The organism is Nitrospira moscoviensis (assembly GCF_001273775.1).
Lineage (GTDB): Bacteria > Nitrospirota > Nitrospiria > Nitrospirales > Nitrospiraceae > Nitrospira_D > Nitrospira_D moscoviensis.
Genome location: NZ_CP011801.1, coordinates 925,601 through 948,794 on the forward strand (window position 1 = coordinate 925,601; position 23,194 = coordinate 948,794).

Annotated in this window: 18 protein-coding genes; 11 read left to right on the forward strand and 7 right to left on the reverse strand. The window is 63.1% G+C overall.

Annotated elements, in window-relative coordinates:
* Positions 1–19 precede the first annotated feature (19 nt).
* Positions 20–367: a hypothetical protein gene (locus NITMOv2_RS04570; RefSeq protein WP_053378765.1), complete on the reverse strand. Its 348-nt coding sequence runs from the start codon at positions 365–367 to the stop codon at positions 20–22.
* 29 nt (positions 368–396) lie between these two features.
* Entirely contained in the window at positions 397–1,014 is a 618-nt protein-coding gene (gene coaE, locus NITMOv2_RS04575; RefSeq protein ID WP_238590462.1) for a dephospho-CoA kinase, read from the reverse strand.
* 66 nt (positions 1,015–1,080) lie between these two features.
* Between coaE and NITMOv2_RS04580 the strand changes: the two genes are divergently transcribed.
* From NITMOv2_RS04580 to NITMOv2_RS04610, 7 genes are all read left to right on the forward strand, one after another.
* On the forward strand, positions 1,081–2,118 hold the full coding sequence (locus NITMOv2_RS04580; protein ID WP_053378767.1) for a pectinesterase family protein: 1,038 nt from the start codon (positions 1,081–1,083) through the stop codon (positions 2,116–2,118).
* Positions 2,119–2,250: 132 nt separating this feature from the next.
* Positions 2,251–2,436: a hypothetical protein gene (locus NITMOv2_RS04585; RefSeq protein WP_053378768.1), complete on the forward strand. Its 186-nt coding sequence runs from the start codon at positions 2,251–2,253 to the stop codon at positions 2,434–2,436.
* Positions 2,437–2,667: 231 nt separating this feature from the next.
* On the forward strand, positions 2,668–5,346 hold the full coding sequence (locus NITMOv2_RS04590) for an MGH1-like glycoside hydrolase domain-containing protein (RefSeq protein ID WP_053378769.1): 2,679 nt from the start codon (positions 2,668–2,670) through the stop codon (positions 5,344–5,346).
* Between the two features lie 19 nt (positions 5,347–5,365).
* Complete coding sequence (locus NITMOv2_RS04595) at positions 5,366–7,375, forward strand: amylo-alpha-1,6-glucosidase (protein WP_053378770.1); 2,010 nt, start codon at positions 5,366–5,368, stop codon at positions 7,373–7,375.
* 70 nt (positions 7,376–7,445) lie between these two features.
* Positions 7,446–7,994 carry a GlcG/HbpS family heme-binding protein gene (locus tag NITMOv2_RS04600; protein ID WP_202967313.1) on the forward strand — a complete coding sequence of 183 codons (549 nt, stop codon included), beginning with the start codon at positions 7,446–7,448 and terminating at the stop codon, positions 7,992–7,994.
* Positions 7,991–8,446, forward strand: a complete 456-nt coding sequence (locus NITMOv2_RS04605; RefSeq protein WP_053378772.1) for a hypothetical protein — start codon at positions 7,991–7,993, stop codon at positions 8,444–8,446. Before NITMOv2_RS04600 ends, NITMOv2_RS04605 begins: the two co-directional genes overlap by 4 nt.
* A gap of 19 nt (positions 8,447–8,465) precedes the next feature.
* Complete coding sequence (locus NITMOv2_RS04610; protein ID WP_053378773.1) at positions 8,466–8,660, forward strand: DUF3565 domain-containing protein; 195 nt, start codon at positions 8,466–8,468, stop codon at positions 8,658–8,660.
* Here the strand turns inward: NITMOv2_RS04610 and NITMOv2_RS04615 are convergent.
* The 4 genes from NITMOv2_RS04615 to NITMOv2_RS04630 are packed head-to-tail and all read right to left on the reverse strand — an operon-like array spanning position 8,657 to position 17,968.
* Entirely contained in the window at positions 8,657–9,763 is a 1,107-nt protein-coding gene (locus NITMOv2_RS04615) for a dipeptide epimerase (protein ID WP_053378774.1), read from the reverse strand. The genes NITMOv2_RS04610 and NITMOv2_RS04615 overlap by 4 nt on opposite strands.
* A gap of 9 nt (positions 9,764–9,772) precedes the next feature.
* Positions 9,773–11,353, reverse strand: coding sequence for a tetratricopeptide repeat protein (locus NITMOv2_RS04620; RefSeq protein WP_083447738.1), 1,581 nt, complete (start codon positions 11,351–11,353; stop codon positions 9,773–9,775).
* Positions 11,354–11,372: 19 nt separating this feature from the next.
* The gene (locus tag NITMOv2_RS04625) at positions 11,373–14,819 is read right to left on the reverse strand and encodes a glycosyl hydrolase family 8 (RefSeq protein ID WP_083447739.1); all 3,447 of its coding nucleotides are present in this window, start codon (positions 14,817–14,819) and stop codon (positions 11,373–11,375) included.
* Complete coding sequence (locus tag NITMOv2_RS04630; protein ID WP_053378776.1) at positions 14,816–17,968, reverse strand: hypothetical protein; 3,153 nt, start codon at positions 17,966–17,968, stop codon at positions 14,816–14,818. The genes NITMOv2_RS04625 and NITMOv2_RS04630 overlap by 4 nt, the downstream gene beginning before the upstream one ends.
* Before the next feature lie 174 nt (positions 17,969–18,142).
* Between NITMOv2_RS04630 and NITMOv2_RS04635 the strand changes: the two genes are divergently transcribed.
* The 3 genes from NITMOv2_RS04635 (at position 18,143) to NITMOv2_RS04645 (ending at position 21,626) form a co-directional block, all read left to right on the forward strand.
* Complete coding sequence (locus tag NITMOv2_RS04635) at positions 18,143–20,944, forward strand: intermembrane phospholipid transport YdbH family protein (protein ID WP_083447740.1); 2,802 nt, start codon at positions 18,143–18,145, stop codon at positions 20,942–20,944.
* Between the two features lie 30 nt (positions 20,945–20,974).
* A complete protein-coding gene (locus tag NITMOv2_RS04640; RefSeq protein WP_145976170.1) occupies positions 20,975–21,157 on the forward strand; it encodes a YnbE family lipoprotein in 183 nt (60 codons plus the stop codon).
* Between the two features lie 136 nt (positions 21,158–21,293).
* Positions 21,294–21,626 carry a YdbL family probable chaperone protein gene (locus NITMOv2_RS04645; protein WP_053378779.1) on the forward strand — a complete coding sequence of 111 codons (333 nt, stop codon included), beginning with the start codon at positions 21,294–21,296 and terminating at the stop codon, positions 21,624–21,626.
* A 132-nt stretch (positions 21,627–21,758) separates the two neighbouring features.
* Here NITMOv2_RS04645 and NITMOv2_RS04650 read toward each other — a convergent pair whose 3' ends face one another.
* A complete protein-coding gene (locus tag NITMOv2_RS04650; protein ID WP_053378780.1) occupies positions 21,759–22,403 on the reverse strand; it encodes a sulfite oxidase-like oxidoreductase in 645 nt (214 codons plus the stop codon).
* Positions 22,404–22,561: 158 nt separating this feature from the next.
* Here NITMOv2_RS04650 and NITMOv2_RS04655 point away from each other — a divergent pair, with 158 nt between their 5' ends.
* Positions 22,562–23,095 (forward strand): EF-hand domain-containing protein, encoded by a 534-nt coding sequence (locus NITMOv2_RS04655; protein ID WP_053378781.1) that lies wholly within the window; start codon positions 22,562–22,564, stop codon positions 23,093–23,095.
* The last annotated feature ends 99 nt before the right edge of the window (positions 23,096–23,194 follow it).

Sequence of the window (23,194 nt, forward strand, 5' to 3'; positions counted from 1 at the left end):
AGCGGACGGTAGGAGGCCGTTACGGCTTGGCCGAGATCAGCACGTAGTGCAACTCACTCTGCAAGCCCAGCCGCTCGGCCCAGGACCAGAGATAGTCGAGATCGAGGCAAATCTGACTGTTATCAACGATTGCCATGGCATCATCGAAATCGCCTGGCCTGCCGGCGGCCAGCTTGAGGAGGATCACATCTTCAGGTGACCGCGATTCGTTGAAGGTTTTCGAGATTGCGAGCGCCGCGTCCGACAACCGGCACACTCGGAGAATGCCCTCTTCGGGAGTTGAGGCGTAATCGCTTGAACTGAGCTGCGCCGCGGTCACGTGGAGCTTGCGCAGCCAGATCGGTGGATCATCGGGATCAATCGGCATGGGGACATGATAGCCTAGGAGCAGGGGTCTTAGGTGGACCGTAGCTCTGCAAGAATCTTAGACACCTCTTCGGCCAGCCGTTTTCGGTCGGCTGTGCCGTCCAAGACATAATCGGCCCGGCGGCGCTTGTGGCTCAGCGGCATCTGGCTTTTGATCCGCCGGAGCGCGTCGGTGCGAGTCAGCCCATTGCGTTTCTTCAGACGAGCAATTTGCGTGTCACGGTCTGCGGTAACGACGGCGATCTTGTCGACTCGCTTGTCGATGCCCGCCTCGAAGAGGAGTGGCACGTCATAGACGACCACGGCCTTGGGATTGCTTCGACTCGCCTGCCTTGTCAGCCTTTCCTGCTCCCGTGCGACTCGCGGGTGGATGATGCCTTCGAGCCGGCGGAGCTTCTTCTTGTCATGGAAGACGATCGCGCCGAGAGCGTGGCGGTTGATCGTCCGATCGGGATTCAGGATCTGACGCCCGAATGTCCGGACGATCTGCCGCCAGGCCGGCTTGCCGGGCTTCACGACCTCCCGCGCCAGTTCGTCGGCGTCGATCACCACCGCGCCGTAGCGCCGGAACATGGTTGCCACAGTCGTTTTCCCCGTTGCGACCCCGCCGGTGACCCCCACGAGAATCATGGCGGCGGAGCTTATCATGCGAGGTGTCACCCCACAACAAACCTGATTGACATCTGTCGGCAGCCGCCTGTAAGACGTTACGCCATGCGGGTTCGCGTGTCCCTCCTGTCGGTGCTCTCACTGCTGCTGATTGTTCCATCGATCAACGCGGAACAGGGTGCCACGCAGGCGCCCAGAACGATCGTCGTCGCTCTTGACGGGTCCGGCGATTTCACGTCGATTCAAGAGGCCGTCGATCATGCCAAGAAGGGCGATACGGTGTTTGTGAAGCCCGGCGCATATCCCCAGGATCTCACCGTCCATAGTAAGGAAAAGATCAAGCTGGTCGGCGCGGGGGTGGATCAAGTCACGATGTTGGGGCGCGACGATGTCGTGGGCGTGTTGCACGTCGGCAAGTGGCCGTACGGCGCGACGGACATTGAAATCAGCGGCCTCACGATCAACGAGCATGGCGGCCATGCCTTGGGCATCTTCAACGGCAAGGGCATCACGCTCCGCAACCTTCGCGTCAAGGGCATGCTGTTCGGGCAGCAGGTGCAGGACGTGCGTATTGAAGATTGCGTGATCGGCGGGAGCGAGACGACCGGGGTCCAGTTCGCGGATTCGCAGGCCACGCTGGTCGGGAATTTCATCCACGATAACGATCATGGGGTGAACGTGGCCGGGAAGTCCGAGGTCCGGCTCGAACGCAATATCATTACCCGGAGCCTGTTCGAAGCCGTCGTCGTGACCGACAAAGCCAAGGCCGTCCTGGTCAGCAATACCCTCGTGAAGAACGGCGGGGGAGCCGCATTTCTCGGATCCTCCCAAAGTGAAGTGTCCGGAAACGTCGTCGGCCTCAATAAGGTCGGCTTTCTGTTTGCCGGTTCAGGCCGGGCGGCCATGTCCTATAACGCCCTCTACAATAGCGAAGCCGACTACGTCAGAGCCGGCTCGCCGAACACCCCGGCTCCCGACCTGGGATCCGCCTCCGATATCGTCGCCGACCCCCGGTTCGTCGATGCCGAGCATGATGACTTCCGCCTACGTGCCGATACCACGCTGCTCAATAAGGGGCAGTTTCCTTATCTCGGTGCGCTGCCTCCTCTCTCGCCGGCCTCAGCCAATCACCAGAAAAAGTAGCTGTTTAACAAGGACATAGCCGCCTTCGGTGACAGCGGGGATGCGTGTGGTATGCTTTCTGTACGAGACAGCCCCTTCCGACTCAAGAAACACGTTCAACGGGCCGAGAAGGATTCAACAAGGAGGTCGCCCTTGGCTAGCTTCCGCAAGGATCTGGAAAAACTCCCCGGAGACGGCATTCCTTCCTTGGAAGATATGGAATCAGGCAAACTGGTCGGCGCCGTCCTGCCGATGTCCGAGCAGGCGCAGAAGCAGATGCGCAACAGCATCGAAGTGATCGATTATCTCCTCAATCAGGAACGGGTGATCTGGAGCTGATCGCTCGCTCCCTCCGGCCTCCCCGGTCTCAGTCGAATCTTCCTTTCATATCTGGTTCGTTGTAAGGCTTGCCACCCTCTCTCGACCCACAGGCGAGTGCTTGTGGGTCATCAATAATCGACCGAAAAGAAAAGGGGATGACCGAGTCCCAGGGACTTGCCCTGACGCTTGAAATGCTTGGGCGATCGGCGCATCGTAACCGTGAGTCCGCAGACCGGTAGGAAAAGCCGTATGGCGAAGACAAGACCATCCCCATCAGCGCCTCCACCCGTCCAAGCCGAGCAGCAGCGGCTGCAGGAAGACGCGAGGCGCGAGAAACACTGGAAGCGCTGGGGCCCGTACCTGAGCGAGCGCGCCTGGGGCACCGTTCGGGAAGATTACAGCTCCTACGGCACCGCCTGGGAATACTTTCCGCACGACCATGCCCGTTCCCGGGCCTACCGCTGGAATGAAGACGGGCTCGCCGGCATCTCCGACCGGCACCAATTCGTCTGCTTCGCGATCGCCCTCTGGAACGGCCGGGATCCCATCCTGAAAGAACGGCTCTTCGGCCTGACAGGCAACGAGGGCAACCACGGCGAAGACGTGAAAGAGTATTACTACTACCTCGACTCCACGCCGACGCATTCCTATATGAAGTACCTCTACAAGTACCCGCAGGGTGAATTTCCTTATAACCGGCTGGTGGAAGAAAACCGGCGGCGCGGGCGGCGCGATCTGGAATTCGAGCTGATCGACACGGGCGTGTTTGACGAAGACCGGTATTTCGATGTGGTGGTCGAGTATGCCAAGGCCTCCCCGGAGGATCTTTTGATCCGCATCCAGGTCTGTAATCGCGGGCCTGACTTGGCGGAGCTCACCCTCCTGCCGACGCTCTGGTTCCGCAACACCTGGTCCTGGGGATTGGACGTCCGCCGGCCGCGCATCAAGGCAGTCGAGGCTGCCCAAGACCTGAGCGCCGTGGAGTTCATCCACGACTATTACGGCCGCCGGCGACTGCTCTTCGGCGGACACCCGACCCTGTTGTTCACCGAGAATGAGACGAACACGCGCCGGCTGTACGGGGATGCGCACGGCGCGCGTTATGTCAAAGACAGCATCAACGATTACATCGTGCGCGGCGACAAGGAGGCGGTCAATCCCGAGCAAATCGGATCAAAAGTCGCCGCGCAATATGTCTTGTCTCTTGAACCGGGGGCGACCGAGACGGTGTCTCTCCGCTTAACCAACGACGGGGAGGCGGCTCGTTGCGGGGGGGGCGCATTCAACGATGTGTTCACGCAGCGGCTGTGGGAGGCGAATGAGTTCTACGATGCCTTGGCTCCGGCCGATCTTTCGAGCGATGCTCGGCTGGTGCAGCGGCAGGCCTTTGCCGGACTACTCTGGAGCAAGCAGTTCTATCACTACGATATCTCACGCTGGCTCAAGGGTGACCCGGCCGGCCCCGAGCCGCCACGGGAACGGCTGAAGGGCCGCAATGCGGACTGGACGCACCTCTACAACGCGGATGTCGTCTCGATGCCCGATAAATGGGAATACCCCTGGTATGCGGCCTGGGACCTGGCGTTCCACTGCATTCCATTGGCCGTCGTCGATCCGACCTTCGCCAAGGAGCAGCTTATCCTCATGCTCCGAGAATGGTACATGCATCCCAACGGCCAGATCCCGGCCTATGAATGGGCCTTCGGCGACGTGAACCCGCCGGTGCATGCTTGGGCGGCTTGGCGCGTCTACAAGATCGAAAAAAAGCGAAAGGGGGCGGGGGATCGCGTCTTCTTGGAACGGGTGTTCCACAAGCTGCTGCTCAACTTTACGTGGTGGGTGAATCGCAAGGACGCCGAAGGCAAAAACATCTTCCAGGGCGGATTTCTCGGGCTCGACAACATCGGCGTCTTCGACCGAAGCGCGCCGCTTCCCACGGGGGGCCACATCGAGCAATCGGACGCGACCAGTTGGATGGGCATGTACTGCCTGAACATGCTCTCCATCGCGCTGGAGCTGGCCCGTGGGAACCGCGCCTACGAGGACGTCGCGAGCAAGTTCTTCGAACATTTCGTCTACATCTGCCGGGCGATGAACAACATCGGCGGCGAGCAGATCGAGCTGTGGGACCGGGAGGACGGCTTCTTCTACGACGTGCTGCATTTGCCGGACGGCAAGACCTGCCATATGAAGGTGCGGTCGATGGTCGGCCTGATCCCCCTGTTCGCGGTGGAAACCCTCGATTCTGATTTGGTGGACAGCCTGCCGCGGTTCAAGCACCGGATGCAGTGGTTCATCGAGAACAAGCCCGATTTCAGCGCGCACGTGGAGACGCAAAGCCACGACGGGGGCGTGCGGCGCTTTCTCTCCCTCGTCGACCGCCATCGGCTGCGGTCCGTACTGCGCTATATGTTGGACGAGCAGGAATTCCTCTCGCCCTACGGCATTCGCGCCCTCTCCCGCTACCACAAGGACCACCCGTATGTGCTCTCGGTGATGGGCCGCGAGCATCGCGTCGATTATGAGCCGGCCGAATCCGGCACCGGTTTGTTCGGCGGCAATAGCAACTGGCGGGGGCCCATCTGGTTCCCGGTGAACTATCTGTTGATCGAATCGCTGCAGAAGTTTCACTATTTTCTCGGCGACGGCTATACGGTGGAGTACCCGACGGGGTCGGGCCGGGCCATCCCCCTCAATCAGGTTGCCGCAGAGCTCTCGCGCCGGCTGACGCATCTCTTCCTGTTGGATCGGCAAGGGCGGCGGCCGGTGTTCGGTGGCGCCAAAAAATTCCACGCTGATCCGCTCTGGCGCGATGCGATTCCCTTCCACGAATATTTTCACGGCGACAACGGAGCCGGCATCGGCGCCAGCCACCAAACCGGGTGGACGGGATTGGTGGCGAAGCTCATCCAACAAAGCGGCGAGTGAAGCATCCTTAGGGCGCAGGATGAAAATCGCAGAACCAGAGTGCCAGAACCTCGATCATGCTCTGAGCTTGGAATGGCTCGAAACGAATGGCCGGGGCGGCTTTGCGTCCGGGACGGTGGCGGGAGCCAATACCCGCCGCTACCATGCGTTGCTGCTCGTCGCGCGAAAGCCGCCGAGCGAGCGGATCGTCCTGGTCAATCACCTCGAGGAATGGCTCGAGATCGGTGAGCAGGCGTTCCCGCTCACGACCAATCTCTATCCGGGTGCGATTCACCCCGCGGGCTATATTCACTGCACGTCGTTCGAATTGAATCCCTGGCCGACGTGGGCATACCGCATCGGCGGAATCACGGTCCAACGAGAAATTCTCTGCGTGCGGGGCCGCGATCTGATCCTGCTTCGATGGTCCCTGAAGGGGAAGACGAAGAAGCCGATCCGGCTCCGTCTCCGTCCGAAGCTGACCGGTCGCGACTATCATGCGCTGCATCGCGAGAATGAAGTCTTGAAGAACGAAGCGCGGGTTCAGAAGAGGGGCGTCGAATGGCAGCCGTATCAGGATCTGCCCGCCGTGCGGGCGTTTCATGCCGGAATCTATCGGCACGCGCCCGAATGGTATCGACGCATCGAATTGCCGATGGAGCGGCAGCGGGGACTCGACTATGAGGAAGATTGGTGGTCGCCCGGTGAATTCATCGCCGATCTGTCGTCCGCTACTCCGGCCTTTCTCGCGTTGACCAGCGAGCCGATGGCGCCGGTCGACGTGGACTCGCTCGTCCGTTCGGAAAAAGCCAGGCGCCGGAAGGTACAGGCCGCCATCCCAACCAAAGACGATCTGGCTCAGCGGCTCTGGCTCGCCACCGAGGCCTATCTCTGCGAGCGGGGCTCCGGACAGACCGTCGTCGCCGGCTATCCGTGGTTCACCGATTGGGGGCGCGACACCTTCATGTCGCTGCCGGGTCTCTGTCTGGTGACCGGACGGTACGATGTCGCCCGGCAGATCATCGAGTCCTTCGCGGCTCACGTTTCCGAGGGCATGATCCCGAATCGATTCCCCGATGTGGGGGAGCAGCCGGAGTACAATACGATCGATGCATCCCTCTGGTTCATCCAGGCCGTGGATCGCTATCTCGCGTATTCAAAAGATATGCACCATGTGCGAAAGACGGCATGGCCGGCGGTCAAACACATCCTCGACGGCTATCGGACCGGCACGCGCTACGGGATTCGGATGGACCACGATGGCCTCATCACCGGCGGCGTGCCGGGGGCGAACTTGACGTGGATGGACGCCAAAGTCGTCGACTGGGTCGTCACGCCGCGCCACGGCAAGCCGGTGGAGATCCAGGCCCTCTGGATCCGGGCCTTGGAGGTCGGCGCGCGCCTGGCGAGGCGGTTTCGGGAAGCGGAGTTGGCCGAGCGATGCGCCATCGATCGGCGTATGGCTGTGACCTCGTTTCAGCGCCGATTCTGGTATCAGGCCGGCGGCTATCTCTACGACGTGGTGGACGGTCCGGAAGGCGACGATCCGTCGTTGCGCCCGAATCAGCTGTACGTGCTGGCGCTGTGTCCCGATCTGCTGACGAAGGAACAGGGGGAACAAGTGCTGCGCGCGGTCGAGGATCATCTGGTGACGCCGGTCGGGCTGCGCACCCTGTCGCCGAAAGACGAGCGCTACCGCGGCCGGTACAACGGCGCCCCGGCGGAGCGCGATGCGGCCTATCATCAGGGCATCGTGTGGCCGTTTCTACTGGGCGTATTTATAACGGCTTATATGAATGTGCACGGCAGGACGGCTAGACACAAGGCGCAGGCCAGGAAGTTTTTGGTAGGACTGCAGCGGCATCTTGACGACACCTGCCTTGGCCAGGTCTCCGAGCTCTTCGAGGGAGAGGCTCCGCATGAGCCTCGCGGTTGCCCCGCGCAGGCCTGGTCGGTGGCCGAGCCGCTCCGGGCGTTGATCGAAGACGCCGGGATCACGAAGCAGGCTGAACGGTCAGCAGGCTCCGTTCGTGCCGCCCGCCGCCGCTGACCTTGACACCGTCATCGAGCCCTTCGTACCTTCATCTGGATCATCAGTCTCCATTTAACCAGGAGGGACCATGAAGGGCGTGAAGGGGCAGACTGTTGGAAGAAAGTGCATGGCAGGGGGTGTGATCGTGGCCGTCGTTGCCGCGCTGTGCGGAGCGGCGAACGGCGCTGCGGAAGATCTCCCGAAAGAATCCGTCTTGCCGCTTCAGATGGCGACGCGTGCCGCGCAGACGGCCATCGAGTCCTGCAAGAAGGACGGGTATCGCGTCAGCGCTTCCGTCGTGGACCGCGCCGGCATCCTGCGTGCGATGGGACGGGCCGACGGAGCGGGACCCCACACGGTGGACAGCAGCAGGAAAAAAGCCTACACGGCGGCGAGCCTTCGGCGGCCGACGACCGAACTGGCCGAGATGCTCGCCAAGGTGCCGGCGCTCCAGGCGCTGCGGGACATGAACAACGATATTCTGATGCTCGGCGGTGGGTTGCCGATCGAAATCGGCGGCGACGTGGTCGGCGCCATCGGCGTCGGCGGCGCGCCTGGCGCGCATCTGGACGACGCCTGCGCCCAGGCCGGGCTCGATGCCATCGGCGCGGCCCCCAAGGTCTCCGCGCCCAAGTGAGACGGACGTTCCTGGCGGCCCTGTTCGCAGGGGCAGGGCTGCTTGGCGCCGCCTGCAACAGCGGCGCCCCGGAGCCGGCGTCGGTCGAAATCCCGTCCACAGGGCTCCGGTTGACGATCGTGCGCATCGCGACGGATCCGTTCCTCCCTCGCCACAATCTGACCTTGTCGATCCAGGGCCCGGGAGGCTGCGTTGCCTCCGCTGACCTCTTTCCTGACACCGGCTATGCGGGGCGGCGGAATATCTATCTTGCCGGCCGCGGACAGGTCTATGTGGTCGGCCAATTCGATGCGCGGGTGATCGAGCCGGCGAGTTGCCGCATCACGCTCTCCGAATTTCGCCATCTCGACCGCGAGGTCGTCTTCATCGGCAGTTTCGATGAAAACGAGGAGAAGCGGTGGACCTATTTCCCGGCCGCTTTGCGCCCGGAGCAGCCATTGGCTTCCCGGTAAGACAGCCCGCGTGACAGCCATGGAACAGCCGATTGTCGGCTATCACCAAGACGAGCACGGCGATTGGGTCGCGGATCTGGCCTGCGGGCACGGCCAGCATGTGCGGCATCAACCGCCGTTCACCAGCCGGCCCTGGGTGCTCACGGAAGCGGGCCGCGTGCAACACCTAGGCACCAAATTGAACTGCAAGAAATGTGAGGAGGGGGGCGGTTAGCTGATCGTGACGGCTGCCTGACCGACCGGCGTACTCATGTCGAGTCCCGGTTCGTGCCAAGGCTTGAGCAGCGGTCCCTCGTAACGATACCCACCTTCGACCAGATCCTGCGCGAGCAAGAGCGGCGTGTCGAGGTCCAAGACGTCAAAGCCTGCCATCCCGAGCACCAGGCTGAACGAGCACCCCATCGCAATTCGGGTCTCGACCATCCCGCCGATCATGAGTTTGAGCCCAGCGCGGAGCGCGAACGCGGCGATCTCCGCCGCCTCCAGCACGCCGGTCTTCATGATTTTGATGTTGATGTAATCGGCCGCTTGGGCCTCGACGACTCGCCGGGCGTCGGCGATCGACCGGACCGATTCATCGGCTGCGACCGGGATGCCGGTCTCCCGCCGGATTGCGGCGAGGCTGTCCAGATCCTCCCGCACGACCGGCTGCTCCAATAGAACCAGCCTGCCTCCAAAACCAGTCACGCCGCGCGCGAAGTGGAGGCAGTCAACTCGGCTGAATCCCTGGTTGCCGTCGCCGATGAATGAGACATCCGGCAACTTGCTGTGAACAGCCTTGAGGCGGCAGATATCAAGATCGACATCCTGGCCGACCTTCATCTTGAACAGGCGGAACCCGCGCTTATACCAGCCTTGCGCCAGTCGAACGGTGTCGTCCAGGCTGGCAATCGGGATCGTGATGTCGGTTTCCCGCTCCCGCACATCCGCGCCACCCCAGAGCCGCCACAGCGGCATGCCCTTCGCGCGGCAGAAGGCATCGAGCAGCGCGGTTTCCAGCGCGCAGCGAGCGGCCGGCTGGGTCGGCGCCGACTCAGCCATCTCCTCTGCGAGAGGGCGGTAATCGCCGATCGGCCGGCCGATCAATGTCGGCGACAGTCGAGACAGGCTGCTCAGACAAGACGCCCGGTCTTCGCCGCCCACTTCGGGAAAGGGCGCCGCTTCTCCGTAGCCTATGGTTCCGTCGCCGAGTGTGATCTGCGCGAAGACATTCTCCGCCACCACGCGCGCGCCCGTCGCCACGACGAACGGGTCGGTGATCGGAATGTCGATCGGCCAGAAGGTCACGTGCGTGATGGTATGGGCAAGACGGCTCATGCGCGTCGGTCAGTAGAACGTATACACCAGCAAGGCATTGCACTGAAACCGCATGTACACGCTGGCGATTTGCGTGTAATCGGCCATGATCTTCAGCAGCCAGGGCTTGGAGAGCCGCGCCGTGTAGGCGGCATGGGCGTCGCCGCCGATGCGGAAGACCGAAGCCTGTGTGGCTTCGTCGATGTACTGAAGGGCCGGACCGGCGGCGAACGACAGATCCTGCTTCTCGTCGATCGTGTAGGTCGCGGCGAGCCGGGGAATCTGGTTCACGAAGACTTGCGGGCTGAAGTAGCCGCCCGGCAGCGGCTCGGCGGCGCCGGGCCGGAAGCCGCCCTGATTCTCCCCGTAGTGGGTGAGGTAGAAGACATACTCGGCGGCGAAATCCCAGTCGCCCGCCTGCGTGAGCGGCATCGATGCGTTCGCCGTCAGGCCCACTTGATCGTTGCTGCTGAGCGATTCCGCCGTGACCCATCCGACGAACGGCATCACGTCGAGATGGACGGACCCGACATCGAACGCCACGTCGGTGTAGAAGAGCGTCGACCGCGCCAAGCCGAGCAGCTGCCCGCTCGCGCGCGATCCCACCAGCGAGGTAAAGGAATCGTATCGAAACTCCCGCCTGACGCCGGGACGAATCGAAACCGCGGGGCCGTCATACACGTACTCGAACTTGTAGGCCAGCCCGTCGCCGCGCGGCGCGTCATGGTACTCGAGCAGGAGATCGAATCGGTGCGCCGGATTAAACCGCAATTGATTGCCGAACGACAGGTAGCCGCCGGCGCGGTTCTCCGACGAGTTCCAGAAATGCTCGGCCCCGACCTCGAGCGTCGTAGTCGTAAAAGGGCTGAGGTCCATCTTGCCGCGCGAGCCCAGGCGCAGGCCATACAGCTCGAACGGCTTCTCCGGCTGAGCCAATACCGACAACAGGCCTTCGACGGCCGGCTCCCGCCCTTTGAGCATGTCGCGGCGCAACGCCGTCATGTCACCGGGCTCGCGCCGGGACGCCTGCCGCGCCAGATTGGCATGGTACAGGGCCAGGTCGTTTTGCCCGAGCCAGGCATAGGCCTTGGCCAACCCTTGATGCGCCTGGGGGTTGCGCGGTTGGGCCGCCAACACCTTGTCGTACTGTCCGATCGCTTCCTGCGCCGTCTCTTTGCGGCCGGCCAAGTGCGCGGCGTACTTCAACCGCATCGTGGCGTCGTCTTTCCGCTTCAGTCCCATGCGGTAATACTTCAGCATGTCCTTTTCGCGATACGCGTAGCGCGACCATTCGAGCGCCTGCGCCTGTTTGAACGCGATCTCCGGATCGTCGTCGTACTGCGCGAGATAGCGGTCGAACGTGTCGATGGATTTGTCCTTCAATCCCTGCCGCTCGTAGGCGAGGCCGAGGCTCCGCAACGCTTCCCGGTGCGCCGGATTGTGCTCGACGACCTTTTCAAACGCTTCGATGGCGGCCTTGTAGTTCTGGATTTCCATGTTGGCTCGGCCGCGGGACAGATACCAGGATTCCATGAAATCCACGGCGGACGATGCAGCGGGAGCCGCGGCGCTATACAGAACCAGACACAATCCTACGATTCGGAGGTACATCGGTGGTGAAGCCTTTCGGTTACGTTTGGTCAGTGGCCGAGGCGGCAAGCTGAGGAGGCGTCTCGGCAATAAGGACGGACGGTCGGGCGCCGTAGCGCCAGACAAAGGGAACAAGCCGGGTGCGGTAGCAGACCGTGTAGGAAGCGAGCGAGCCGTCCGGGCTTGTCACGGTCCAGCACTGATCGGCGGGAAGGGGCCGGCCCATCACGATGAGGCCGATCCCGCTGGCCGAGTGGTCTCGGACGATGGCCAGTCGCTGCATGGTTCCCGTGCCGATCGTGGTGCGGCGGATGGCGGTGGTCCGCGGAGTCCTCCGGCGACTCCGGCGGGCTGCGACAAGGCGTTTCAGAAGTCCGGCGATCAGGTGGGCCGCCATGACCAGGTTGTTTCTGACTCTGGCGTTGTGGCCGCCGGCCCATGTGGATGGGTCGGAGAAAATCGTGAGTACCATGCGTCGATGAAATTCTCGGTCCGTCTCGATCCAGCGCAAGCCGCACCGGGCGCCGGTTCGGGAAAGCCGCTCATGATAGACGACCTGCGCCCGGCAGGTGAAGGGGGGATCGGTGAGAAAAGTCAGAGACACTTCCGAAGGCAGCGCCTCGGTCGTCTTGGTCGTAAAGGAACAGCCGGCCGGGCTGATCTCATCGGTGCGGCCCTCGAATGAACGGCTCTCGGCCTCCAGCCGGAAAGGGATCGGCTTTCGTATCCGTTCCTCGGCTCGCCGCTGCGGCCGTTCCCAGGCCATCAGCAGACCGGCCGACAGGCCCACCAGGTTGATGCCGGCCCAACTCAGGTTGAAGAAGTAGGCGTCCTTCTCGATGCCGAAGTACCAGAATTCCCACAGGCCCTTCGCCATCGCGCCGAGGGTCAGGGCGGTCGCCGCCACCAAACTGAAACTGGACCGCCAGTCGAACCTGTGGCGATGGCTCACCAGGCCTTTCGGCGTCACGCTGAAGCCGAGGCGCTTCGGCAGAAACAGGTCGAACATCGAGCGGAACAGCGGAAAGCACACCGTGCTCTCGTACACCGTGGACCAAAGGAGGCGCGGCCAACCGGGCAGCAGGGCGGACGACATCATCGGAAGCAGCAGGAGGAACGGCAGCAGGTAGGCCATCAGGACGGAGACGTCCGAAAAAATGGGATGCAGATGGAACAGGAGGAAGTACAGCGGGGTGATCCAGAAGACGACCCGCGCCGCCGGAAAGAAGAAGTAGTAGAGCGAGGCGAAATAGCCCAGCCGGTGCCGGAGCGAGAGCCCCCGGCACAACAGCGGATTGTCTTTGAAAAAGATTTGCAGGCAGCCGAGCATCCAGCGCCGGCGCTGGATGAGGTAGGATCCCAGCGTTTCCGCTGTCAGGCCCACAGCCAGATCCTTGTCGAGGAACACCGAGCGCCAGCCCCGCGCATGAAGGTGCTGGCTGGTATGGATGTCCTCCGTAATGCTCAGCAGCTTGAAACCGCCCAGGTCCATGATGGCCGCCCGGCGGAAGACCGCGCCGCTGCCGACGAAGAACGATCCGCCCCAGGAATGTCGTCCGCCCTGGATCGCGTGGTTGAACATATCCTGCTCGTTCGGAATGCCGGGGCCCGTACGGAGCGCGCGCTGAAAAATGTCCTGATTGTAAAAATGGTGCGGCGTCTGGACGAAACCGACGCGGGGATCGGCAAAGAAGGGGACGGTCTCGCGAAGGAAGGTCGTGACCGGAATATGATCCGTGTCGAAGACGACGACCAACTCTCCCGCTGTCTGAGCCAGCGCCCGGTTCAGGTTGCCCGCTTTGGCATGGCGGCGAGGCCCCTGCAGATACTGCGCGCCGTAGCGATGGGCCAGCTCGCGCACCTCGTCCCGGTGGCTGTCGTCGAGGACGTAGATCCGTTTCGGCTCATACGCCATCGCCGCGGCGCCGATGAGCGTGCGCTCCAAGATGGCGCAGGACTCCGAATAGATCGGGATGAGGACGTCAACCGAGGGGGTGAAGTCGGGACTCGGTGTCGCCGCAGGGGAAGGCCGATGCCCGGATCGCACGCCGACTTGGACCAGCAGCAGCAGGATGGTGGAGAAGGCATAGCATTCCGCGATCCACAGCGAGAGGCTGATGAACAGGCCGCCCGGCTCGATGACGTTCAGGGTGTTGAATAAGCGCCACCAGAGATAGCGCAGGCAGAGCGCGCCGGCGCAAACGAGAAAGGCGATGTTCAGCAGCGGGTGCCGGCGGGCGAGGAAGAAGAGAACCAGCGCGACGGCGAAGGGCTCCAGCGGGAAGTGCGCGAGGAAACCCGTCACGTCGAACGGGCGGAGAAAGCCCAGGAACTCGTCGTAATGGCGCGCCTGCTGGAGGGCGCTCGCTTCGCTGAACCACAGCCAGTTGTGCAGATAATACGGCGTCGCTTTGCCCGCCAAGGCTTGGCGTTGGAGCGCCGTCAATTTGCGTTCGCGGATCCGGCGCGCCAGATCCGGGTCCGTCTCGAGCGCCAAGGCCTGGACGGTCGCATACAGCGGTAACGCTTCCAGTGACGACCGGGGCGTGCCGTCCACTTGGTACCGGTCCAGAAAACGGCCCTGTGCCTTCCATTCCCGTTCGAAGAAGGCCAGCATCGCCTGCCTGAGCGGGCCTTCCGCTCGGCCAAACCACCGCACGTCCTGGGCGACCCGCCAGAAAATCGGAAAGGCATCATAGCTGAAGTCGGCTATCCGGCCGCTCTTTGGATGGCGCAGCGACAGTCGCTGAGTGGTCTTATTCCAATAGACGAGTTCAGGAGGAAGGGCGACACGTTCCTCGTCGTAAAGCCAGTGCAGGAGGGCGTAGCTATCCGCGATCACCTGCCGCCATGGATGGCCGGGATCGACCGACGCAAACACCTCATAGGCGTAGGGAGCCAGATAGGCCACATGAATGACGGGCGCCTCTTCGTGCCGCGCCCAGTTGCCGGCCGTCACATAGACATGACCGTCGACATGGAGCAGGTCCACATCCCAGATCGACGTCAGAATGGCAAGCGCCTCGCGCTCGTAGGGCTGATGGTCAAACCGCCGGGCGGCGAGGATCAAGGCCAGCGCGATGTCGGTGTCCGCATCGGTGGCCGAGTTGGCGGAGACGACCTGGTCTTTCCATTTCCAGGCGAACAGCTTGTCTTGTCTGATTTGCAGATGCTGGTTCGTCCATGTCCAGACGCGATCGAACGTCGCGCGGTCGCCGGACCAGACGGCGCGCAGCATCGCATAGCCCTGACCCTCCGACGTGGTGATGCCCTGCTCGTCCCAACTCACGACCCGTCCATCGACGATGTACCGCTGTTTGTAGTAGCTCCAGAGCGCCGAGAGGTCGTCCAACTGGCGGATGTAGCGGTCGCTGGATCGTTCGGCGGAGGGCAGGGACCCGACCGCCGGGGTGGTTCCGAACAGGAACGCCAGACTGAGCAGGCAGGCGGAAAGCCCGGCCCGGGATACGGCAGAGCCGGGTCTCATTGCGTGAGGAAATAATCCAAGAGGGCGAGCGCGCTGAACCCGCCCGAGGGCAAGAGCAGCGCCTGGAACACGGGATGTTGTGACCAGTGAGCGAAGGCGCCTTGCCGGACTCCTTCGATATCCCGCAGCATCTGGTCGATCTGCGCGATCTGCTGGGTGCACCGTTCGCCTTGTCCCGGCTCCTGCGCCTTCGCGCGGAGGAAATAGATCTGGTCGCGCAGGCGCTTCACGGCGCTGCCGCGCGCTTTTTCCGCGGCGAAGCTGAGCAGCACGGCGCAGGCCAGGATGTAGGCGGCGGTGACGGCGAAGATCACCAAGAGGCCGGGCGGATAGGACCAGTCGTCGAAGATCCGATTGCGGGCCGCGACGATGAGAAACAGCGCGATGAGCGGATAGTGAATCAGCGAGCCGACGACCTTGGTGCGTTCCGCGATGAACGTAATGTCGAGCCACTCGCCGATCAAGTCGGCCGGCAGCTTGCGCTGCTCGCTGAGCGGCGTGATGATCTCCGCCGGCCACTGCGTTTGCTCCAGCGCGAATTGATGGATGAACCCCGTGCAGACCCGGATGGCATCCACCACATAGAAGACGAGCAAGCCCAGCGTCGCGGTGGACAGGACCCACACGACCGCGTTCACCCACCAGGCGACGGAGCCGCGGGCCGGGGTATGGGGCATGCCGAAGAGGATCAAGAGCAAGCCGCCGAGCATGCCGAGCACGGTTGTTTGCGGAACGATGCGGTGCCACTGCGTGCGAGCGTAGGCATCGTGCTCCCGCCACAGCGCGGCCAGATGCTTGGCGCTGCCGCTGAACGAGACGGCCCAGGACGCCGGATGAAGCCGGGTAAGCCACTGGGCCGCTGTGGAAGGGGTGGACCGCTCATAGGCTTCCGATTCGGTCAATCCGTATCGGGATGTCAAGGCCGCCTGGTTGGCCGCGAGCAGCCCGTGCCCCAGGCGGAAGAAGGCGATGCAAAGAATGGCGGTGAGCAGGCGGATGAGCTCCGTGGGCCAGATGCTCACCCCTTCGAGCCAGAACAGCGGTTCGCCGTTCGGCTGCGCCGCCGCCCAGGCAAAGCCCAGCACCGCGACCACCGCGGCCAGCGCCAAGCCGACGCCGGCTTGCAAGATGAACTGCGCCGTCTCCCGCGAGAGGATTTCTTCGGGGATCGAGCGGAGGACGGGCACGATCAAACAAAAGGTGAAGAAGATGGTCATGGCGATGGGCAGCCAGCGGGAGGTCGCCAGTCGCCGGGCCCAATGCACGTCCGGCGCGCGCGGCGCGGCGGGCGCCGGCCCGCGCGTCATCATCGTCGTCGCCGGATTGAGAGCCTGCATGGTGCTGCCGAGAGGAACCAGCAGCGTCCGGCCCACTTCATACACAGCCGGAACCGCCGCGATGTCGAGCGCGGCCGAATCCGCCCCTTTGATCTCATAGGGACAGGCGGGGCAGGTCCGATAGACGTGGCCGAGCGCCTGCAGGACGGCGAAGAAGGTCGAGCTTTGATAGTTGTTGCGGAAGGGCGGACTCTCCTGCTGCAGGCGCGGATGCAACTCCAGCCCGAAGTGCGACGCGATCAGGAGATTGTGCGTCCATTCATATTGGCTCGGATGCAGCAGCCGGGCGTCGAGATCGGTCGTGAAGAACAGCGTGTCGGGAAAACGCTTCCTGAGCGCTTGCAAGATCAGCAGCTTGTCGTAGACGTCGCTGCCGAGGATGCCAATGGCCTTGAACCGCCGCCCGTCCGAATCTTCCTCCATCCGATCGGCCAAGCGCCGCACGTAATCGAGCTGGCTCTCCCCCTCCGGCCGTTCCAGCTCGTCCAACGACCGGTCCGTCTCTTTCCCATCCTTCCTGGCCTTCCTGGGAGCCGCGCCTCCGGATTCCCCGCCGGGCAACTCGCCGTCCAGCCCGCGCAAGTAGGTGTAGTGATGAATCCAGGGCACGGTCTCGCGCTGGACTTGCGGGTTCGCGAGGAGACGCAAGCCTTGCAAGTGCGAGCTGCAGCGGGACGCCGGCCCGCCGCGATGGTCGTTCAGACAGGCGGCGACGGAAAACTCCAGCGGCAGGTTGCGTCCGTAGAACGTGTCCCATTCCGCGATGATGGCGATCGGGTCTCCTTCCCGGACTCGGCGGAGATGCAGTTCGTTCAGCAGCGTCTGCGCGAGCGCAAAATCAGTCGGGGGACGATAGACGAGGTCGAGGCCCGCACGCCGTAGTTGATCGCGGACCCACTGGTCCGGGTCCACTTCTTCGCGGGCGCGGGCTCCTTCGATGCTCTGATAGATGATGGAAGACGAGACTGAGGCCCAGGGCGAATAGAGAGGAACCAGCCCATCGGTGTCGTCTTGATGCGTCGCCGGCCAGCTCAGTGCTGGCCGATTCTCTTTGGCTTCGCTCACCATGCTGCGCAACATGGCCGATCCAGGAGGACCGACAATCCGGAAGGCCACCCGCGCCATGGGTTTCACGCCCGGAGCCATTGGCGACTCCTCGACCAGCCGGGTCAGCTGGTTCGCCAGGGCGGCGAGATCGTGCAACGGCCGGTCGCCGAACAGTTCATCGCTTAGCCACAACACCAGCACGTCGCTGAAGAGGGTGGAAGCCGGCGCGCCTGGATCACAATCCCGCAGCTTGCGCGGCCGATACCATTCGAAGGGAATGGAGGACGGAGGATCGGACCGGTTCCACATGACGTACCCGACGTGGTCGCCGTCTTCCGGCACATAACAGGCGGCGCCCAGTGCGGCGCCCACGGCATAGCGATCGCGGATGCGCTGCTCCGTGCCTTCGACGTAAGGGCTGCCGTCGGTCATGACGAGCAGTACCGACAGAAGCGGCGCCGACGACGGCTTGGCGATGAGCTTGCCGGCGATTTCTTCGGCCAGCTCGGCCCAGCCGCGCGCCACCGACCCGGCGCCCCGCGCCTTTTGCGTTTTCAGATGCGCGTCGACTGCGGCGAGCGGGTCCTGCCAGAGCCGGGCGAGCGCTCGTTGTTCGATCACCGCCTCGTGCCGCTCCAGTCCGGGATTGGCCGGCCGCGAGCTCTTGAGCGGCGCCTGCGACCAGAGGTAGCCGCCCAGAGCCGCCACGAGGATGACGGCGCCGGAGAGCGCCAGGGTGGACAGATCTTTGTCGTTCGTGCTCATCGCGTACCTTGCAGGCTGCGCAAGGCGCGCCTATGTTAGCGAGAACGACGGCGCGATACCACAGCAAACGTCCGGTCTGCGCCTCGCTCGTGCAGCACGGTCGGCTTGACAGGACCGGGGCAGGTAGTCGACAACGGTCCACGATGCGTCCGGCCCGGCTCGGGCGGGATACGTATGGCACGACGGATGGTTCGATATCGGCGACTTCTGTTGGTCGGCCTGACGGCGGCGGCGATTCTCTATCTGGTGTTGCCGCTCGCAGCATCCTACGTCCTCGCGCGGGAACTGCGCGCCCAAGGCTATCAACAGGTCATCATCCAACTCGGCTACCCCGGTTGGCGCAGGATGCACATTCCCGTCGTGTCCTTCCAACAGGATGTCGGGCAGGAACGCGTGATGGTTTCCCTCACCGACGCCGAGGTGGATTATCGGCCGATCCAGCTCTTGAAGGGACACGTGAATCGGGTGTCGCTGCCCGAAGTAGCGGTGCAGATTCTGCACACGAAACCCGGTGGAATCGATGAGTCGGGGGGAGGACCCAAATCCGACGAAGAGGGATCGCCGTGGGCGCTGCTGACCGCCGGGGATCTGTTGCGCCGGCTGCCCATCCTGCCCTTCGATGAGCTGCGGCTGGATCGGCTGACGTTGTTTCGCGAGCAGGCCACGGGGCCGCTTCGGAAAGTGACGATCTCCGGCGTGCTGATCCAGCAGGAGGGCGAGCTGGGCGGGCATCTCTCATTTCAAGGCCAACATACCGCTCCCTATGGTCTGACGGTGGCGGGTCATTCGGCCAGCACCTGGTCGGCGACCTTGGCCTCGCAGCGGCCCCAGGCGGCTCCAATCATTTCGTGGCAGTCCTCCGCCCATCCCAGCGGCACTCAGATCAAGATGGAAGGTCGGTTGGAGGTCAACGTGCGGGAGCTCGCGCCCTTTATCGCCCTGCTGGTTCCGATCGGCCCCGAATTGGGAAAGGTCACGGGACAGGTCGTGATGAGCTGGACCGGGATGGCTGCGGCCGACGCCAGCTTGCTGTCGATCTGGGAAGATCCGCGGACGCAAATGGACGGCCAGGTGCGGGCTGCAATGACGTTGCCTGCGCTGCAGGGTATGGCGAAAGACATCGCCCTGTCCTGGGAGGGGCGGTTCTCCGCCACGGCCAGCCAGGTGGCCTGGACGCTCGATCCGGGCGTCCTGCTGACGGCGACGGTGAACATGCCGCCGCAACGGATTCCCGAGGCGGTCCGGGCGCTCTTGCCTCGCGGCGACCAGCCGCTGCGTATCGAGCAGAAGCAGCCGGTTCAGGGCCGGTTGATGTGGGCCGAGTCGCCGTTGCGCATGGTGGCCGAGGGGCCGGTGCACGTCACCTATGGACGGACGCCGGGACCGCTCGTCGTGGAATTCGAGGCGGCCCGCGCGGAAAGCGTGGGACAGGAGTTGGTCGGAGCCGAGGGGACGTTTCGCGTCGAGGGCGAGCTCTCCAAAACGGTGACCGATCAGTTGGCCGCGAAGGAAGCGATGGGAGGCTTTCACGGCGCGCTGTCCCTTGCCGGCAGCCAGCTCCAGGGGAAGCTGTTTCCGTCTTCCCTGGTCACGGTCAAATATGTGGAGCACGGGACGGTGTCGATCCCGCGCGCGACGCTGCAATTGGTGGATCCCTTGCCGCTGCACTGCGATGTCGGTGCGCGCCGCTGCCGGGTTGGCTCCGCTTCCGTCGCGGTTCGTGTGCCGGCCGTGCATGTCGCGGGACGGGACGTACGGATCGCCCAAGGCATCCTGACGATCCAGCAAGGGGAGACGGCCGGCGCGTCGTGGAACCTCCGTGCGACGCTCGACGCGGGGGGCGTGACCGTCGATCTGCCGTACGGCGGAGTCGCGGCCGGCGACTGGTCCGTCAAACTTGCGGCGAACGAAGCGGGGCTCAAGGCCGAGCTCCGCGCCGATGCGCCGGCCCACGAGGAATGGCTGACCGCCGGCCTCGAGCAGCCGTTGGGAGCCGGACGGGGAATACTCCACGGCAGACTGGACCTCCTGTTCGATGCCGGCCTGCGGCGGCTCAGCCGGTTCATGGCCCTGCCGGTGCCGATGGACCTCACCGACGGCCGATTGACTGTCGCGGTGGACGCCTCCTGGTTTGGCATGCCGGGGCGGGGATTCGACATGACAAGCGGCTCCGCGACGGTTACGGCGGAGAAGCTCTCCGGCCGCTATCTCGACTATGAGATGAAGGGGCTGAGCACCACGATGGTGCTCCGCAGCGGGGGGCTGCACTCCATCGAGATGGCGGAGCCCGCGACCGTGACGGTAGCCTCCGTTCAGACGGGCGTCGAGCTGACGAATCTCGGGATGGCCGTACAGGGATCCTGGAACGCGTCGGAGACGTTCCCCGTGATCGACATTAAAGATATCCAGTGTGATCTGTTCGGGGGAGCCGCCACCAGCCCCGGCACCCATATCGATTGGACGAAGCCGCCTGCGCGCATGACGTTTTCCCTGCGGAAGCTCGATTTGGCGAGAGTCTTACGCGTCGAGCAGCAGAAAGGTCTCCAGGGCAGCGGGATCCTCAACGGCACGCTGCCGGTCAGCCTGACGGCCGCCGGCGTCTCGGTCGATGACGGGGCGCTGGAAGCGGAATCTCCCGGCGGCGTCATTCGCTACGGGTCGATGCCGGAGTCCTCGAAGGTGATCACCGAAGCGGACAGCCACCTCCATCTCGTCGCCCAAGCGCTCAACAATTTCCACTATACGGTCCTGCGCGTCGGCGTCGACTATGCCGACAGCGGGCTGTTGAATCTCAACATCCGCTTGGAAGGCAAAAACCCCGACCTGAAAAAAAGCCCGCCGATCCACTTCAATCTCGCCGTGCAGGAACATGTGCCGACTCTTCTCAAGAGTCTTCGTCTGGTCCGGGATCTTGAGGACTCGATCCAGAAGAAGTATAAAGGCTCGGATTCGACGAGGACCGGCCGCGGTACGTGAGGGGGAATGAGGGCAGGAAGCGCAGGACACATGTTGGGAGGAGCGATCGCCGTGCTGCTGTCCGGTCTGGCGGCCTGTACGCCGCGTGTCGAAGTGGCGGCGCCGGACAAGCCGATCACGATCAATCTCAACGTGAAAATCGACCATGAGATCAAAGTGAAGGTCGACAAGGATTTGGATCAGGTGCTGTCCAAAGACAGCGGCTTGTTTTAGCGGGATGCTGAAAAAGGCCTCTCTCTCACCCACCCGCCCCCGCGCGCCGAGACGCGCTTTTCACCGAGGCGTTCTCGCCTCGTCAACATCCTCAGCATCCCCGAAGCTCCTGATTTGAGGGAAGGAGAAAGTACGTATGCGCTTCATTGGCTACACAATAACCGTCATCATCTTCTTGGTTTCATTGGCGGCCGTCCCGCTCTGGGCGCTGTCGCTGGAGGAAGCCAAGGCCAAGGGGCTGGTCGGCGAGCGGGCGAACGGGTATCTCGGAGTCGTGAATGCCGCCGATCGGGAAGCGCAGGCGCTGGCCCAGGAGATCAACCAGAAACGCCGGCAGGCTTACGAAGAGATCGCCAAGAAGAACGGGACGCAGTTGAACGCGGTCGAGACCCTGGCAGGCGAGAAAGCGATTCAGAATACCAGACCCGGCCAGTTCGTCGAAGGCCCGGGCGGGTGGGTGAAGAAGTAATTCTTACGCGGACGCTCAAAAACTTTTCCAGCAAGGCCGCAGGTGAGTCAAAACCGGAGGCGTACCCTCTGGGGTATGTTGAGGATTTTGACGAGCCGAGAACTGCGCTGGAAAGGTTGTTCAGCGTCCGTTTTAGCCATACCGGTCGTTTTGCCATGGCAGCGCCGTATTGGAATACCCGCGCACTTCCCAGAACCCCTTCACGTCCCGGTCGGAAAACGTGATCTCTTTGATCCACTTCGCCCCTTTCCAGGCATAGCGCTTTGGGACGATCACGCGGACCGGCCCTCCATGCTCCTTGGTCAGCGGCTTCCCGTTCCACTTGTGGGCCAACAGCACGTCGGCGTCATCGCAGGCGTCGAGCGGCAAGTTCGTCGTGTACTCGTCATAGGACTTGAACAGGACGAATTTTGCGAGCGTCAACGGCTGCACCACCGAGAGGAGATGCGTGAAGCTCACGCCTTCCCATTCGTTGTCATACCGGCTCCACGATGTGACGCAGTGAAAATCCGAGATGTCCCGAAACGGCGGTTGCGCCATGAAATCCTCCCAGGTCCAGGTGAGGGGATTGGTGACGAAGCCGCCGACGGTGAGCCGCCATTCTGCCAAGGGGATGTCGGGTTTGAACCCCAGATCGAGCACGGGGAAGGTTTCGACAAGATGCTGTCCCGGCGGCAGGCGGTGGTCGCCTTCGAAAAAGACCTCCCGTTCCTCACCTCCGCGCCGAGCCTTGGCCCACTGTTCTTTGGTCTTGATCAACCGCTCGTTCTGTTCCATCTCAGGGCCTCCAAGAAGAGAGAGTACGGGACTCGCGGTTCCGTGGCAAGTGAGTTCTAGCTATGTCCGGCCGGCGTGCCGTTTCTGACACAAAACGATTTATCGTGAAGAATCATGGACCTACAACACGTGCCGGCGCCTGCTACACTTAAAAAGCCATGCGTACCCTAACGAACATCACGCTCTTTTCGCTGGCCGTCGTGTTGGGGGGCGGCCTTGTTGCCATCAAACCGATTGAGGCGGCCGGTCTTCCGAAGCCCGGTCCCGATCAAAAGCCGGCCGTCGCGGCAGCCGATGGCAGTCGGTCTCGGCGGGCTTCGGTTACGCCTCGAACGGTCAAGCCGGCGGGCCCCATGGCGGCCGGTGTTTCGCCAGACCGACTGTCCAGGAAGCCGGCTGAATCGCATCCGCGCAAAACCAGCCGGCACAGGCGCGCGATGAAGAAAGCCCAGGCCAAGCTTCAGGCCAAGCCCGATCTTTCCTATCACGGGATCTTGCATCAGCCCCAGCGCTACGACCCGAGCCAAGGCCGTCGCGGGAGCGGGGGAGCGCCCAATCCCCATGCCGTCGAGCTGTTGCACGACCATTTCCAGGAATTGGATAAAAACCGCGATGGAGTAATCGATCCTTTCGAGCGGATCTCCGGCAGACTCGATATCGACCGGGATCTCGCGAACCATCGGTGGCAGTAGCCGCCTCGATCAGTCTGCTCACACCGAATCTTCGCCCATCTATCCTCTCGGTCCATCCGTAGTGCTCAACAACAGGGTTCGGTCCTCCGGACTGTAAGA

What these genes read in the sequence shown, in the direction of transcription:
- NITMOv2_RS04570 (WP_053378765.1), bottom strand. Translation starts at nt 367, where the DNA reads ATGCCGATTGATCCCGATGATCCACCGATCTGGCTGCGCAAGCTCCAC.
- coaE (WP_238590462.1), bottom strand. Translation starts at nt 1,014, where the DNA reads ATGATAAGCTCCGCCGCCATGATTCTCGTGGGGGTCACCGGCGGGGTC.
- NITMOv2_RS04580 (WP_053378767.1), top strand. Translation starts at nt 1,081, where the DNA reads ATGCGGGTTCGCGTGTCCCTCCTGTCGGTGCTCTCACTGCTGCTGATT.
- NITMOv2_RS04590 (WP_053378769.1), top strand. Translation starts at nt 2,668, where the DNA reads ATGGCGAAGACAAGACCATCCCCATCAGCGCCTCCACCCGTCCAAGCC.
- NITMOv2_RS04595 (WP_053378770.1), top strand. Translation starts at nt 5,366, where the DNA reads ATGAAAATCGCAGAACCAGAGTGCCAGAACCTCGATCATGCTCTGAGC.
- NITMOv2_RS04600 (WP_202967313.1), top strand. Translation starts at nt 7,446, where the DNA reads ATGAAGGGCGTGAAGGGGCAGACTGTTGGAAGAAAGTGCATGGCAGGG.
- NITMOv2_RS04610 (WP_053378773.1), top strand. Translation starts at nt 8,466, where the DNA reads ATGGAACAGCCGATTGTCGGCTATCACCAAGACGAGCACGGCGATTGG.
- NITMOv2_RS04615 (WP_053378774.1), bottom strand. Translation starts at nt 9,763, where the DNA reads ATGAGCCGTCTTGCCCATACCATCACGCACGTGACCTTCTGGCCGATC.
- NITMOv2_RS04620 (WP_083447738.1), bottom strand. Translation starts at nt 11,353, where the DNA reads ATGTACCTCCGAATCGTAGGATTGTGTCTGGTTCTGTATAGCGCCGCG.
- NITMOv2_RS04625 (WP_083447739.1), bottom strand. Translation starts at nt 14,819, where the DNA reads ATGAGACCCGGCTCTGCCGTATCCCGGGCCGGGCTTTCCGCCTGCCTG.
- NITMOv2_RS04630 (WP_053378776.1), bottom strand. Translation starts at nt 17,968, where the DNA reads ATGAGCACGAACGACAAAGATCTGTCCACCCTGGCGCTCTCCGGCGCC.
- NITMOv2_RS04635 (WP_083447740.1), top strand. Translation starts at nt 18,143, where the DNA reads ATGGCACGACGGATGGTTCGATATCGGCGACTTCTGTTGGTCGGCCTG.
- NITMOv2_RS04640 (WP_145976170.1), top strand. Translation starts at nt 20,975, where the DNA reads ATGTTGGGAGGAGCGATCGCCGTGCTGCTGTCCGGTCTGGCGGCCTGT.
- NITMOv2_RS04645 (WP_053378779.1), top strand. Translation starts at nt 21,294, where the DNA reads ATGCGCTTCATTGGCTACACAATAACCGTCATCATCTTCTTGGTTTCA.
- NITMOv2_RS04650 (WP_053378780.1), bottom strand. Translation starts at nt 22,403, where the DNA reads ATGGAACAGAACGAGCGGTTGATCAAGACCAAAGAACAGTGGGCCAAG.
- NITMOv2_RS04655 (WP_053378781.1), top strand. Translation starts at nt 22,562, where the DNA reads ATGCGTACCCTAACGAACATCACGCTCTTTTCGCTGGCCGTCGTGTTG.